This window comes from Streptomyces sp. NPDC047014 (assembly GCF_040644195.1).
In the GTDB taxonomy this organism is placed as follows: domain Bacteria; phylum Actinomycetota; class Actinomycetes; order Streptomycetales; family Streptomycetaceae; genus Streptomyces.
Map to the genome: position 1 here is coordinate 13446 of NZ_JBEYVX010000017.1, position 12673 is coordinate 26118.

At 73.3% G+C, this 12673-nt stretch carries 14 protein-coding genes; 3 read left to right on the forward strand and 11 right to left on the reverse strand.

The genetic code is table 11. The features are described from left to right. The first annotated feature begins 6 nt into the window (after positions 1-6). From ABZ873_RS13130 to ABZ873_RS13140, 3 genes are all read left to right on the forward strand, one after another. Positions 7-1365 carry an aminotransferase class V-fold PLP-dependent enzyme gene (locus tag ABZ873_RS13130; RefSeq protein ID WP_360869884.1) on the forward strand — a complete coding sequence of 453 codons (1359 nt, stop codon included), beginning with the start codon at positions 7-9 and terminating at the stop codon, positions 1363-1365. Positions 1366-1512: 147 nt separating this feature from the next. Continuing rightward, positions 1513-2064 (forward strand): hypothetical protein, encoded by a 552-nt coding sequence (locus ABZ873_RS13135; RefSeq protein ID WP_360869669.1) that lies wholly within the window; start codon positions 1513-1515, stop codon positions 2062-2064. Next, positions 2061-2696, forward strand: a complete 636-nt coding sequence (locus tag ABZ873_RS13140) for a DUF6875 domain-containing protein (protein WP_360869672.1) — start codon at positions 2061-2063, stop codon at positions 2694-2696. Before ABZ873_RS13135 ends, ABZ873_RS13140 begins: the two co-directional genes overlap by 4 nt. An 88-nt stretch (positions 2697-2784) precedes the next feature. Here ABZ873_RS13140 and ABZ873_RS13145 read toward each other — a convergent pair whose 3' ends face one another. The 11 genes from ABZ873_RS13145 to ABZ873_RS13195 form a co-directional block, all read right to left on the reverse strand. Further along, positions 2785-3618, reverse strand: coding sequence for an alpha/beta fold hydrolase (locus tag ABZ873_RS13145; RefSeq protein WP_360869675.1), 834 nt, complete (start codon positions 3616-3618; stop codon positions 2785-2787). Further along, positions 3615-4337, reverse strand: a complete 723-nt coding sequence (locus tag ABZ873_RS13150; protein ID WP_360869677.1) for an indole-3-glycerol-phosphate synthase — start codon at positions 4335-4337, stop codon at positions 3615-3617. The genes ABZ873_RS13145 and ABZ873_RS13150 overlap by 4 nt, the downstream gene beginning before the upstream one ends. Next, complete coding sequence (locus ABZ873_RS13155; protein ID WP_360869680.1) at positions 4334-5101, reverse strand: N-(5'-phosphoribosyl)anthranilate isomerase; 768 nt, start codon at positions 5099-5101, stop codon at positions 4334-4336. Before ABZ873_RS13155 ends, ABZ873_RS13150 begins: the two co-directional genes overlap by 4 nt. Next, positions 5098-6243, reverse strand: a complete 1146-nt coding sequence (locus tag ABZ873_RS13160) for an acyl-CoA dehydrogenase family protein (protein ID WP_360869683.1) — start codon at positions 6241-6243, stop codon at positions 5098-5100. Before ABZ873_RS13160 ends, ABZ873_RS13155 begins: the two co-directional genes overlap by 4 nt. Before the next feature lie 61 nt (positions 6244-6304). Beyond that, a complete protein-coding gene (locus ABZ873_RS13165; RefSeq protein WP_360869686.1) occupies positions 6305-6679 on the reverse strand; it encodes an ectoine synthase in 375 nt (124 codons plus the stop codon). 72 nt (positions 6680-6751) lie between these two features. Then, a complete protein-coding gene (gene trpA, locus ABZ873_RS13170) occupies positions 6752-7639 on the reverse strand; it encodes a tryptophan synthase subunit alpha (RefSeq protein ID WP_360869689.1) in 888 nt (295 codons plus the stop codon). Beyond that, a complete protein-coding gene (locus tag ABZ873_RS13175) occupies positions 7632-8666 on the reverse strand; it encodes a hypothetical protein (protein ID WP_360869692.1) in 1035 nt (344 codons plus the stop codon). The genes trpA and ABZ873_RS13175 overlap by 8 nt, the downstream gene beginning before the upstream one ends. A gap of 35 nt (positions 8667-8701) precedes the next feature. Then, complete coding sequence (locus ABZ873_RS13180) at positions 8702-8959, reverse strand: acyl carrier protein (RefSeq protein WP_360869695.1); 258 nt, start codon at positions 8957-8959, stop codon at positions 8702-8704. Further along, positions 8956-10563 (reverse strand): AMP-binding protein, encoded by a 1608-nt coding sequence (locus ABZ873_RS13185; RefSeq protein ID WP_360869698.1) that lies wholly within the window; start codon positions 10561-10563, stop codon positions 8956-8958. Before ABZ873_RS13185 ends, ABZ873_RS13180 begins: the two co-directional genes overlap by 4 nt. Beyond that, positions 10560-11408, reverse strand: a complete 849-nt coding sequence (locus ABZ873_RS13190; protein WP_360869701.1) for a MaoC/PaaZ C-terminal domain-containing protein — start codon at positions 11406-11408, stop codon at positions 10560-10562. The genes ABZ873_RS13185 and ABZ873_RS13190 overlap by 4 nt, the downstream gene beginning before the upstream one ends. Then, on the reverse strand, positions 11405-12658 hold the full coding sequence (locus ABZ873_RS13195) for a beta-ketoacyl-[acyl-carrier-protein] synthase family protein (RefSeq protein ID WP_360869703.1): 1254 nt from the start codon (positions 12656-12658) through the stop codon (positions 11405-11407). Before ABZ873_RS13195 ends, ABZ873_RS13190 begins: the two co-directional genes overlap by 4 nt. Positions 12659-12673 lie beyond the last annotated feature (15 nt).

A 12673-nucleotide genomic window follows, 5' to 3' on the forward strand; every position in this document is an offset into this window, starting at 1 on the left:
CTGGAGGTGGCGGAGCGGTGGGGCGGGCAGTTCGGCCCGTACCGCGGCCATGAGGCGCACCGGGTGGACGGTGCGGTGTTCGGGGAGGCGTTCGAGCGGCTGGCCAAGCGGATGGACGACAACTATCCGTTCTTCCATCCGCGGTACGCCGGGCAGATGGTCAAGCCGCCGCATCCGGCGGCGGTGACCGGCTATCTGACGGCGATGCTGTTCAACCCGAACAACCATGCCGCCGAGGGCGGTCCGGCGACGACGCAGATGGAGCGGGAGGCGGTCGCCGCCCTGGCGGGGATGTTCGGGCTGGAGGCGCATGTCGGGCATCTGACGACGAGCGGGACGATGGCGAACCTGGAGGCCCTGTATGTGGCCCGGCAGGTGCATCCCGGCCGCGGGATCGCCTACAGCTCCGAGAGCCACTACACCCATGAGCGGATGTGCCGGGTGCTGGGCATGGAGGGCCACCGCGTGCCCGCCGACGGTGCCGGGCGGATCGATCTCGGGGCGCTGGAGGAGGTGCTGCGCGGCGGGCGGGTCGGCACGGTCGTGGTGACGACCGGGACCACCGGGCTGGGCGCGGTCGATCCGGTGCACGAGGTGCTGGCGCTGGCCCGCCGGTACGGGGTGCGGGTGCATGTGGACGCGGCGTACGGCGGGTTCTACGCGATCCTGGGCCGGGCCGGCGGGACGGCGGAGGACGGCGGGGGTGTGGATCCGGCGCCCTGGCGGGCGATCGCCTCCTGCGACTCGGTGGTGGTGGACCCGCACAAGCAGGGGCTGCAGCCGTACGGGTGCGGGGCGGTGCTGTTCCCCGATCCGCGGGCGGGCCGGCATTTCGCGCACGACTCGCCGTACACGTACTTCACCGACGCGGAGCTGCATCTGGGTGAGATCAGCCTGGAGTGCTCGCGGGCGGGTGCGGCGGCGGCCGCGCTGTGGCTGACCCTGCAGGTGCTGCCGCTGACCCCGGAGGGCTTCGGGCGGATCCTGTCGGCGAACCGGCGGGCCGCGCTGCGGTGGGCGGACCTGCTGGCCGCTTCCGGGGAGCTGGAGCTGTACCAGCGCCCGGACCTGGACATCGTGACGTATTTCCCGGTGACCGGCGACGGTGCGCTGTCCTCGATCGACGCGGCCTCGCAGCGGCTGCTGCGGGCGGGGATGGACGCGCAGAGCGATCCGGTGTTCGTCAGTGTGCTGCGGGCGGACGCGGAGGCGTTCGTACGGCGTCATCCGCGGGTGGTGCGGGACGCGGACGCGGCGCGGGTGGTGCGCAGTGTGCTGATCAAGCCGGAGTTCGAGGACTTCCTGCCGGTGCTGCACGCGCGGCTGGAGGAACTCGCCGCGCACGGCCGCCGCACCACGGCGTGACCGCGCCCGCTCCCCCGCTCCCCCGCTGCCCCGCTCCCCCCTGCCTTCTTCTCTTCTTCGCTTCTTCTCTCCCCTGCTCGTTCTTCTTCCGACCGGAGGCTTGTCTTGTCCGCACTTTCTTCTGTGAACCGGCTGGGTCCCTCGGCTGTGGCCCGTCTTTCGGGGCTGCTGGCCACGTCCTTCCAGCAGGACGCGCTGACGCGCTGGATGATCCCCGACGAGCGGCGGCGGGCGGAGCTGCTGCCCGGCTTCTTCCGGGTGTTCGTGGAGCTGTCCGCCGCGCACGGCGGGGTGTTCACCGCCGGGGACGGTGAGGCGGTGCTGCTGTTCCTGCCCGCCGGTGCCGAGCCGGACGAGGCGGCCGTGGACGCGGCGCTGTCGCGGGTGCTGGGTGAGCACGCGGAGGCGATGCGTACGATCGCAGCCCTCCAGGCGGCACGGCATCCGGCGGGGCGGCCGCACTACTACGTCTCCTTCGGGGCGGTGAGCGCGGGCCGCCGGCAGGCCGGTCTGATGTCGGGGCTGCTGTCGCGGATGCTGGACCGCGCGGACGCCGAGGGCGTGGGGGCGTACGTGGAGGCCAGCTCCCCCGGTGGTGAGGCCGCCAGCCGGCGGGTGGGCTTCGAGCGGTTCGGCTGCGATCTGGTCCTGCCCGGTGACGGGCCCGTCCTGCGACCCATGTGGAGGGACCCCCGATGAGGGGAGACGATCTGATCCAGTCGTGGACCGCCGGGGAGATCGCCCGCGGTCAGGCGCCGGCGGCGGCTCTGGGGCCGCTGGGCGAGGTGCTGGCGTGGAGCCGTGAGTTCCTGGTCTCCAGCCATCCTGAGCTGGGGCGCAGCGGTCCGGTGTGCCCGTACACGCAGCCTTCGCTGCGCAAGGAGCTGTTCCATCTGGCGCTGCCGTCGGCGGGCTGTGAGGACCTGGCGTCGGCGGTGGACTCGCTGCGGACCCGGCACGCGGTGCTGTCGGCGCCGCTGTCGGAGCAGGACCGGGAGCTGCTGACGATCCTGCTGGTGCTGCCGGGGTTCGATCCGACGGATTCGGTGGAGCTCGATGAGCTGCAGCGCAAGGCGAAGGACGAGTTCGTGGCGGAGGGGCTGATGATCGGTCAGTTCCATCCGGTGTGTGCGGAGCCGGGCCTGTACAACGAGGCGTTCCGGCCGTTGCGGGCGCCGGTGCCGTTGCTGGCGGTCCGCAAGCTGCTGGTGTTCGACCTGCCGTTCCTGGTGGGTGACGACGCGCATATGGATCACTATCTGCAGCGGTTCGCGCCGGGGTTGCCGGCGCGGGTGCGTGATCAGCTGGTGAGCCGGGTGGTGGCGGCCTGATCCGTCCGCCCCCCCGGGTCCGGGGAAATGCGTTCCGCGCCGGCAGCCTGGGGCTGCCGGCGCGGACTGCTGTGCGCTCAGGGGTGGTTCAGGGGGTGAGGAGGGTGTCGAGGAAGTCCAGGACGCGCTGGTGGTAGGTGGCGGCGGTGTGGCCGAGGCTGATGTTGTGGCCGGAGGCGGGCAGGTGGTCGACGGTGACGGCGGGGCTGCCGGTCAGGCGGGCGGTCATGGCGGCGACGGTGTGGTCGGTGAGGTGCCACCAGGCTTCGTGTTCGGCGAAGGTCAGGCGTACGGGGATCCGCACGCGGGGGGCGAGGTCAGCGTACTGGGCGGGCCAGCGCAGGGTCTCGGCGGCTTCGCGGGGCGGGGTGGGGGCCAGGAGGGTGCGGCTGGCCTGGAAGGTGCCGGGCGGGTAGAGGTGCAGGGGGCCCCAGTTGAGGCGGGTGGCGCCGGCGCCGAGGGTGGAGGGGAAGTGCAGGGCCTCGGGGTTGTAGTGGTGGCCGACCCCTGAGGCGTCGACGCCCAGCAGGGGGACGGCGCCGCTGGTGGCGGCGGTGTGGAGGGCGACCTTGCCGCCGTCGGAGTGGCCCAGGAGCAGGATGCCGGCGCCGGTGTCGTACTGGGCGCTGTGTTCCTTGAGGGCGGCGTGGAGGGTTTCGGCCTGGCCGGGCAGGTCCTGGCCGTCGGGCAGCTGGTGGGCGGAGTGGCCGTAGCCGGGGCGGTCGACGGCCAGGACGGCGTGGCCGGCGGCGGTGGCCAGGGGGATGAAGGTGTTCCAGTAGGCGGCGCGCATGCCGCGGCCGTGGATGGCCAGGACGGTGGCGCGCGGTGTGGCCCGGTCGGGGAGGGCGAGGAGGGCGGAGAGTTCGATGCCGGCGGCGTTGAGGGTGCAGGGCCGGGCGGCGGTGGTGGGTGGGGTCATCGCAGGGCCAGCCCTTTCCGTGCGCCGGTCATGGCGTCCACCCAGGCTTCGGGTGAGCCGGTGCGCAGCAGTGAGGTGCCCACCAGGAGGCCGCCGAAGCCGGCGTCGAGGAGGGCGGCGGCGGTGGCGGGGGTGTCGATGGCGCTGGCGCTGACGGGGCAGGCGGCGCCGGCGGCGCGGACGGCGGGCAGCAGGTCCAGGGAGCGGCCGAGGTCGCCGGTGTCGCGTTCGCGGGTCTTGATGTCCTTGTTGTTGACGGCGATCACGCATTCCTGGGGGTGGTGGACGGCTTCGAGTTCGTTCTCGCCGGTGATCTCGACGAAGGGGGTGAGGCCGGCCAGGAGGCATTCGGTGACCAGGGTGCGCATGCTGGAGGCGGGCAGCAGGGCGGCGGTGAGCAGGACGGCGGAGGCGCCCAGTTCCCGGGCGGTGCGGATCTGGTCCTTTCTGGTGATGAAGTCCTTCTGCAGCAGTGGCAGGGGGGTCAGGGCGGCGACGTCGCGCAGCAGGGCGGGTGAGCCGCCGAACCAGCGGCCGGTGACGACGGAGATGCAGGGGGCGCCGGCTCTTTCGTAGGCGCCGACGATGGCGGCGGGGGTGCGGCCGCCGAGCATGTCGTAGCCGTGGGCGTCGCGTCGTTTGACTTCCATGACCACGGGGGTCGGGGAGGCGCGGAGGGCCTCGAGAAAAGGGAAGCCGGTCCGGTGGGGTGTGGTCATCGCGAGGGCTCCAGCTCAGGGTCGGCGGCGGGGACGGCAGCGGGTCCGGGTCCGGGTCCGGGGGTGGTGGTGGTGCGCCAGGCGCGGGCCAGGGCGGCGATCTGCGGGACGGCGAAGGCTCCGGTGTGCGGGGAGCGGGCGGCGGTGTCGACGTCGATGCCGCGGAATCCGGGGTGGGTGACGATGTCGTCGTAGGCGGGCCGGGAGTGGGGGGTGATGCCTCCGGCGAGGAGGAAGGGGCGGGTCAGGCGGGGCAGGAGGGGGGTGAGGCGGGCGGGGTCGAGGGCGGCGCCGGTGCTGCCGATGCGGCCGTCGCCGGTGGCGGTGTCCAGGAGGAACAGGTCGGTGCCGGCGCGGCCGTAGGCGCCGATGAGGGGGCGTTCGACGCAGTGGCCGTCCTGCTGGACGTGGAGGACCTTGACGATGCCGGTCTCGGCGGGGAGGGCTTCGCGCAGGGCGCGTACGGCGGCGGGGGGCTGGTAGGCGTGGAGCTGGACCCAGCCGGCGCCGGTGGCGCGTACGAGGGCGGTGAGGTGGCGGGGGTCGGAGAGGAAGGTGACCAGGACGGGCAGGAGGCCGGCGGAGCGGGCCGCCGCCGCGAGGGCGGCGAGCCCGTCCTGGTCCAGTTCCGAGGGGCCGCCGGGGATACCGTGCCAGAGGCCGACGCAGTCGGCCCCGGCGGCCGCCGCCGCTTCGATGTCGTGCGGGGCGGTGGCCCCGCAGACCTTCAGCAGCGTCCGGGACAGCGGGCGGGGCGTGCTCACTTGCCCAGTCCCAGGGTGGAGGCGATGCGGTTGTACTGGATTTCGTTGGTGCCGGAGTAGATGGTGCCTCCGACGGCGTTGCGGACGTCCTGTTCGAGGCCGAGTTCGGCCATGTAGCCGTGGCCGCCGAAGATCTGGACGGCGGTGAGGCTGGTGGCGAGGTTGCTCTCGCTGGTGACGAGTTTGGAGATGGCCAGGTCGGTGGTGATGTTCTCGCCGGCCTGGAGTTTCTCTCCGGTGTCGTAGAGCCATTTGCGGGCGGTTTCCAGCTGGATCTTCGTGTCGACGATCTTGTTGGCGATCGTCTGGTACGAACCGATCGCCTTCCCGAAGGAGGTGCGGGTCTTGGCGTAGTCGACACAGCGGTCCAGGCGGTGCTGCATCTCCCCGACGTTGACGATGAAGGAGAGGAGGATCTCCCGTTTCATGACGTAGTCCAGGACCAGCAGGCCGCCGCCGACGCGGCCCAGGACGGCGGTGCGGGGGACGCGTACGTCGTCGAAGAACAGTTCGCTCAGCGGTGAGGTGCGCAGTCCCATCTTCTTGAGGGGTTTCCCGGCGGTCAGGCCGGGGGTGTCGCGGTCGACGAGGAAGGCGGTGGTGCCCAGGGGTCCGCCGTCGGGGTGGGTGCGGGCGTAGACGACGATGACGTCGGCTATGGGGCCGTTGCTGACGAAGACCTTGCTGCCGTTGATGACGAAGTCGTCGCCGTCGCGGACGGCGCGGGTGGTCATGGCCATGGCGTCGGAGCCGCCTTCGGCCTCGGTGATGGCGTGGGCGCCGATGGCCTCGCCGGAGCAGATGTGGGGCAGGTAGCGCTCCTTCTGCTCGATGGTGCCGAACTGCTGGAGGGGGATGCCGGTGGAGCAGATGGAGGTGGTGATGCAGAAGCTGAGGCCGGCGTCGCGGTTGTACTCCCCCAGGCCCTCCAGGACGTACATGGTGGTCAGGAGGGACTGCCCGAGACCTCCGTGGTCCTCGTCGAAGGGCAGGCCCAGGATTCCGGTCTTCTGGACGAGTTTCCACTTGTCGTGGGAGAAGGCGCTCTGGGCGTCGAGCTCGATGTGGTCGGCGCTGAGTGCGTCTCCCCAGCGTTCCAGACCTTCGCGCAGGTCTGCCTGGTCGGCGTTCCATCGGATCACGAGGGACCCCTTTTGTTCGGATGCGGTGGTGGTGCGGGTGTGGGTGGGTCGCGGCGGGCGGCTAGTAGGCGGAGGAGGTGTGGGCGTCGAGGCTGTGGACCTCGTCGCCGCGCAGGGCGGGTGAGAAGACGCAGACCAGGCGCAGGTCCTCGTGGGGGCTGGCGACGAGGTAGTGGGCGTCGTGCTGGTCGAGGGCGTACATCCGGCCCGGGACGATCTCGTGGGAGGTGCCGTCGAGTTCGATGACCTCGCCGGAGCCCTCGATGCAGTAGCAGGCTTCGAGGTGGTTGACGTACTCCAGGCGGGACTTGGTGCCGGCCAGGACGGTGGTGTCGGTGAGCGAGTAGCCCAGGCCGTCCTCGGCGAGGAGGAAGCGGCGGCTGAGGCCGTTGCCCCACTCGACGGTCTTCACGGACTCGATGTCGCGAACGATCATGGCTGTCTCCCGGTGGGTTCGGTGTCTCGGTGTGTGTGGTGGGTGGTGCGGTGCTCTCTTTCGCGCCCGGTGTCAGGCGGTGTGGTGCGCTGGTGCGGGCAGGACCTGGCGGACGAAGGTCCGCAGGGCCTCGGTGACGTCGGTGCCGCTGTGGTGGGCGTGTTCGACGGCGGCGACCGCGGCGGAGCCGATGATCGCGGCGTCCGCGCCGGCCGCGCCGACGGCTTCGACGTCCTGCCGTGTGCTGACCCCGAAGCCGACGGCGATCGGGGAGTCGGTGTGGGCCCGCAGGGCGGTGACGGTGCGGGCCAGGGCGGCGTGGCCGGTGGCGGGGGCGGTGCCGCTGCGTCCGTAGTGGGCGACGAGGTAGAGGTAGGCGGTGGCTTCGGTGGCGGCCTGGGCCTGGGTGGGGGGCGGGCTGCTGGTGTAGCAGGTGGTGACGAGGGGCAGTCCGGCGGTGGTGGCCGCGTCCCGGTAGGTCTGGCGCAGCCGTGGGGGCAGGGCGTGGACGAGGAGTCCGTCGGCGCCGGCGGCGGCGATCTCGCGGGTGGTGGTGGCGGGGTCGCGGTGTTTGAGGGTGTGGCTCCAGTCGGCGAGCAGGGCGATCCGCAGCCGGTGCAGGCGGGGCCGGACGGCGGCGAGGGTGGCGAGTACGTCGTCCAGGCCGGCGGCGGCGGTGTCCAGGGCGCGGCGGGCGGAGCGGCGGATGACGGGGCCGTCGGTGACGGAGTCGGGGAAGGGGACGGCCAGTTCGAGGCAGTCGACGCCTTCTTCGTCGAGCATGGGCAGCAGTTCGTGCAGGGCGGGCAGGGGCGGGTCGCCGGCGTTGAGGAAGAGGGCGAGCCCGGGCGGGGTGCCGGGCCGCCGGGTGGGGAAGAACGGCGCCGGGGCGGCTGTGCCCTGGGTGGCGGTGGCGGCCGGGCCCTGGGCGGCCGGCGTGGCGGTGGTGGGGTCAGGCATGGGTCACCGCCAGGGGGCGGGGGGTGGTGGTGAGGCGGTGGGCGAGGTCGGCGGCGGCGCCGCAGTGGATGGCGTCCTCGGCGACGGCGACGGCGGAGGGCCAGTCGCGGCGGGCGCCGGAGGCGACGATGAGGGCGGCGGCGCCGAGGCAGACGGTACGGGTGGCGACGCGGCCGGCGGTGCCGGCCAGGACGGTGCGGAAGTGCGGGACGGCGGTGGCGGTGTCGGCGGGCCGCAGGTCGGCGAAGGAGCCGTCGCCGGGGGTGAGTTCGCCGGGGCGGATGATGCGGGTGAGGCTGTTGGGGCCGTGGATGGTGTTGGTGGCGAAGGGCAGCAGTTCGTCGGCTCCGGTGTCGTTGCTGGTGAGCCAGATGCGGCGGCCGGTGGTGGTGGCGGCGAGGTGGCGCAGGGTGTCCAGGGGGGCGGCGGCGGAGACTCCGGTGATCTGGGCGGTGACGGGCAGGTCGGCGAGGAAGGGGCCGAGGGCGTTGAGGAACCGGCCGAAGGGTTTGAGGCTGTCGGGGACCACGGTGCGGGCCAGGCGGGTCAGCTGGGCGGGGTAGACGTAGGGGCCGGCGAAGGCGATGCCGTGGGCGGCGAGGGTGTCCTCGGTGTGGGTGTGGGAGGTGGTGAGACGGACACCGAGCCGTTCCAGCAGGTCGACGGAGCCGAGGGAGCTGGTGTAGGCGCGGGAGCCGGTTTTGACGACCTTGACCCCGGCCGCCGCGGCGACGAACGCCGCGGCGGTGGAGATGTTGAAGGTGCGGGGGCCGCCGCCGGTGCCGACGACGTTCACGGTGCCCTCCCAGCCGGTCGCCGCCGGGGGTGCCGGCCGGCGTTCGGCGAGCGAGTCCAGCAGGGGGCGCAGGGTCCGGTGGTCGGGGAGGCGGCTGGTCAGGGCGGCGAGCAGGGCGAGGACTTCGGCCCTGTCGAGGGTTCCTTCGCCGAGCTGGTCCCACCAGGACCGCCAGGTGTCGCGTTCGACCGGGGCCCGCTGTTCGAGCAGGCCGGTGAGTGCGTCGTGCACGGTCGGTCTCCGTCTCGTCGTGCGTCGGGGTGGGGTCAGGCGGCCGCGGTGCGGCGGGAGGCGGTGATGAAGGCGTCGATGGAGCGGACGCTGCGGAAGTTGTCGGGGTCGAGGTCGGCGTCGCCGATGGCGAGCTCGAAGCGGTCCTCGACCCAGGCGATGAGCTTGAGGACGCCGAGGCTGTCGATGACGCCGTCGTTGAGGAGGTCGTGGTCGGTGGCGAGCTCGGCGGCGGAGGTGCCGGGCAGGAACTCGGTGATGACGAAGTTCTTGATGGTGTCGACGTTGCTCATGAGCGGATTCCTTCGGCGAGAGGTGCGGCGGCGGGTGCCGGCGCGGGAACGGGTGTCGTGGGTGCGGTCGGGACCGCGCTGGGTGTGGTGCCGGGTGTGGTGCCGAGCCGGTCGAGGGCCTTGCGGTCGACTTTTCCGGTGGCCGTCCGGGGCAGCGGCTCGTCGGTGAGGGTCAGTTGGTGGGGTACGGCGGCCCTGGGCAGGTGGCGGGCGCAGTGGGTGCGCAGTTGCAGGGCGGTGAGGGGGGAGCCGGGGGCGCGGTGGACCGCGGCGAGGAGTCTTTTGCCGGCGATCGGGTCGGGCAGGGCCGTCACGCCGGCTTCGAGGACGTCGGGGTGCTCGTGCAGGACCCGTTCGATCTCGGCGGTGTTGACGGCGACGCCGCGGACCTTGACCTGGAAGTCGGTGCGGCCGGTCAGGTGCAGGGTGCCGGCGGCGTCGCGGCGTACGAGGTCGCCGGTGCGGAACCAGCGGCGGTCGTCGAGGCCGAGGGGGTGGCCGGTGAACTTGTCGGCGTGGCGGGTGCGGTCGAGGTAGCCGCGGGTCTGGAAGGGGGTGGAGACGTACAGTTCGCCGCTGCCGGGGCCTTCGACGGGGGTGCGGGTGTCGGGGTCGAGGAGGAGGGCGCGGACGCCGGGCAGGGGGCGGCCGATGGGGACGGGGGTGGTGGTGCGGGCGGGGTCGACCTCGTGGAGGAAGCTGTCGTTGGTCTCGGTGCATCCGTAGATGTTGTGGATGCGGGCGTGGGGGAAGAGCTGGGGCAGGGCGGCCAGGGTGCGGTCGGTGACGGCGTCGCCGGTGAACATGACGTGGCTGACGCGGGGGAAGGTGTCGCCGGTCTTGGCGGCGGCGTCCTGCAGGAGGCCGAAGGCCATGGGGACGGCCTGGACGACGTCGACGTCGTGGCGCAGGACCAGGTCGCGCAGGTGGCGGCCGTGGGCGGCGAGGGCGGGGTCGACGAGGACGACGCGGGCGCCGCGGGCGAGGCTGGTCCAGACGTCCAGCAGGCACAGGTCGAAGTTGAGGGGGGCGTAGTTCAGGACGGTGCGTCCGGGGCCGATGGTGAAGGCGTGGGCGGCCCAGCGGGTGAAGCGGTCCACGGCGTCCAGGCCCAGCGGGACGATCTTGGGGAGGCTGGTGGAGCCGGAGGTGGTGAGCATCAGCGCCACCTCGGCGGCCTCGTCGGCGGGCAGGGGCATGGCCGCGGTGTGCGGGCTGGGGGTGACGCGGGCGCGGTGGCCGCCGGGGGCCAGGACGTGGGCGCAGCCGGCCTGGGCGAAGAGGTCGGCCAGGAGAGTGTCGGCCAAGGCCGGGGAGGGCAGGAGCAGCGGGCGGTGGGCGAGGAGGCAGGCCAGGACGAGGGCGACGGTGGCGGGGGACTTGTCGGCGAGGACACCGACGGGCTCGCCGGGGGCGAGGTCCAGGCGTGCGAGGCGGTCGCGTTCGCGGCCGGCCTGTTCGTACAGCTCGCGGTAGGTGGTCTCCTGGCCGTTGAAGAGCAGGGCGGTGGCGTCGGGGCGGTCGCGGACCTGGGTGAGGAAGCCGCCGAGGAGCCCGAGCTCGACCGCCGGCACGGTCTGCGCGGTGGTGGGGTGTGGGGTCATCGGGGGGCTCCGTCGGCGGGGGCGGCGAGTTCGATCCAGCCGGACTTCACCGCGGCGCCCTGCGGGGTCTTGCAGGTGAAGCGGACCAGGCGGGCGCCGGCGTCGGGCTGCAGGACGATCTCCAGCGGGGTGCCGGGGGCGACGGGGGCGGAGAAGCGGCAGCCGAGGCCGCGGACGCGGGCGGAGTCGCCGCCGGCGAAGCGGTCGACGGCCTCCTCGACGGCGAGGGCGACCACGCTCATGCCGTGCGCGATGACGGTGTCGAAGCCGGCGGCGCGGGCGGCGCTCTCGTCGAGGTGGATGGGGTTGAGGTCGCCGGAGGCGTGGGCGTAGGAGCTGATGGAGTCGCCGGTGAGCTCGTGGACGGCGCTGTGGGGGGTGCCGGTGCCCTGCGGGGCGGGGGCGGGGGCGGCGCCGGTGATGTCGCCGAAGGGTTCCAGCAGGACGGCGCCGACCAGCAGGGCGGAGATGAGGAGTTCCGCGAAGGGGGCGGGGCCGTCCTCGCCGGTGAGGCGGACCCGCAGGGCGATGCGGGCGCCGCGCGGTTCCTTGCGGATGCCGGCCACCTCCAGCCCTACGGTGACCTGTTCGCCGGGGCGGACCGGGCGCAGGGTGCGGATGTCCTGGCCGAGGTGGACCACGGAGACCGGGCCGGGTTCGGCGGCGGTCAGGGCGGCGACGGTCTGTTCGGCGACGGTGTGGGCGAGGACGAAGGTGTGGACGGGGGACGCCTGGCCGGGGCGGGCGGCGGGCAGTCCGGCGCGGGCGGCGGCCCGGTAGTCGGTGATCTGGGGTTCGGTGACGGTCAGGGTGCGGGTGGGGGCGGGGAGGGCGAGGGTGGTCATACCGGCGTCACCACCAGGGAGGAGTTGTGGCCGCCGAACCCGAAGGAGTTCGTGATCGCGGGTCCCGGGCGCACGGCGCGGGGTCGGCCGTGGACGACGTCGAGGTCCATTCCTGGCTCCTGCTGTTCGTGGTTGGCGGTGGGCGGCACCTCGCAGTGGCGCATGGCCTGCACGGTGGCGATGAGTTCGACGGCTCCGGCGGCGCCGATGAGGTGGCCGATGACCGATTTGGGTGCGGTGACGGGCGGCTGGGCGGTGCCGAACACCTTGGTGAGGGCGGCGGCTTCGGAGCGGTCGTTGTAGGGGGTGGAGGTGCCGTGGGCGTTGACGTGGACGATGTCGGCGGGGTCCAGGCCGGCGTCGGCGATCGCTGCGGTCATGGCGGCGGCGGCGCCGGCTCCGTCGGGCAGCGGCATCGCCAGGTGGTGGGCGTCGGCGGTGGCGGCGTATCCGGCGACCAGGCCGTAGGTGGCCGCGCCGCGGGCGCGAGCGTCGGCGAGGCGTTCCAGGACGACGAAGCCGGCGCCCTCCCCCATCACGAAGCCGTCGCGGTCCTTGTCGAAGGGGCGGGAGGCGTGTTCGGGGTCGTCGTTGCGGAAGGAGACCGCGCTGAGGTTGCCGAAGCCGGCCAGGGTGACGGGGGTGAGGGTGTGTTCGGTGCCGCCGGCGATGACCAGGTCGGCGCGGCCGGTCTGCAGCAGCATCAGGGCGTGGCCGATGGCGTCGGCGCCGCTGGCGCAGGTGTTGGCGACGGTCAGGGCCGGTCCGGTCCAGCCCAGGCGGATGGCGATGTGGGCGGCGGCGGCGTTGGGCATGGTCATCAGCGGCATCAGCGGGTTGACGCGGGCGGGTCCGCCTTCGGTGAAGTGCGCGGACTCCAGGTCGCTGGTGGCGCGGCCGCCGACGGCGTTGCCGACGACGATGGCGGTGCGGCCGGGTTCGGCGGTGGGTGAGCCGGCGTCGGCGTGGGCGGCGAGGGCCGCGGCGGTGCCGTAGTGGGCGAAGGGGTCCATCCGGCGGGCTTCCTTGGCGGGGAGCAGTCCGGTGAGGCTCTCCAGGCCGCGGACGCGGCAGCCGATGCGTACGCGGTGGCGGCTGAGGTCGATGTGGGTGAGCGCGGCGGCGGTGGAGCGGCCGGTGCGCAGTGTGTGCCACAGCTCGTCCGGGGTGCATCCGCCGGGGGTGACCACGCCCATGCCGGTGATGGCGACGGGCGGTTGTGCCGAGCTGCCCCTGGACGGTCCAGGCATGTCTGCTCCCTTGGG

Bases quoted from the DNA above. Each gene is read 5' to 3' on its own strand.
- ABZ873_RS13190 (WP_360869701.1), bottom strand. From the start codon at position 11,408: ATGACCACCCTCGCCCTCCCCGCCCCCACCCGCACCCTGACCGTCACC.
- ABZ873_RS13145 (WP_360869675.1), bottom strand. From the start codon at position 3,618: ATGACCCCACCCACCACCGCCGCCCGGCCCTGCACCCTCAACGCCGCC.
- ABZ873_RS13180 (WP_360869695.1), bottom strand. From the start codon at position 8,959: ATGAGCAACGTCGACACCATCAAGAACTTCGTCATCACCGAGTTCCTG.
- ABZ873_RS13165 (WP_360869686.1), bottom strand. From the start codon at position 6,679: ATGATCGTTCGCGACATCGAGTCCGTGAAGACCGTCGAGTGGGGCAAC.
- trpA (WP_360869689.1), bottom strand. From the start codon at position 7,639: ATGCCTGACCCCACCACCGCCACGCCGGCCGCCCAGGGCCCGGCCGCC.
- ABZ873_RS13140 (WP_360869672.1), top strand. From the start codon at position 2,061: ATGAGGGGAGACGATCTGATCCAGTCGTGGACCGCCGGGGAGATCGCC.
- ABZ873_RS13185 (WP_360869698.1), bottom strand. From the start codon at position 10,563: ATGACCCCACACCCCACCACCGCGCAGACCGTGCCGGCGGTCGAGCTC.
- ABZ873_RS13195 (WP_360869703.1), bottom strand. From the start codon at position 12,658: ATGCCTGGACCGTCCAGGGGCAGCTCGGCACAACCGCCCGTCGCCATC.
- ABZ873_RS13150 (WP_360869677.1), bottom strand. From the start codon at position 4,337: ATGACCACACCCCACCGGACCGGCTTCCCTTTTCTCGAGGCCCTCCGC.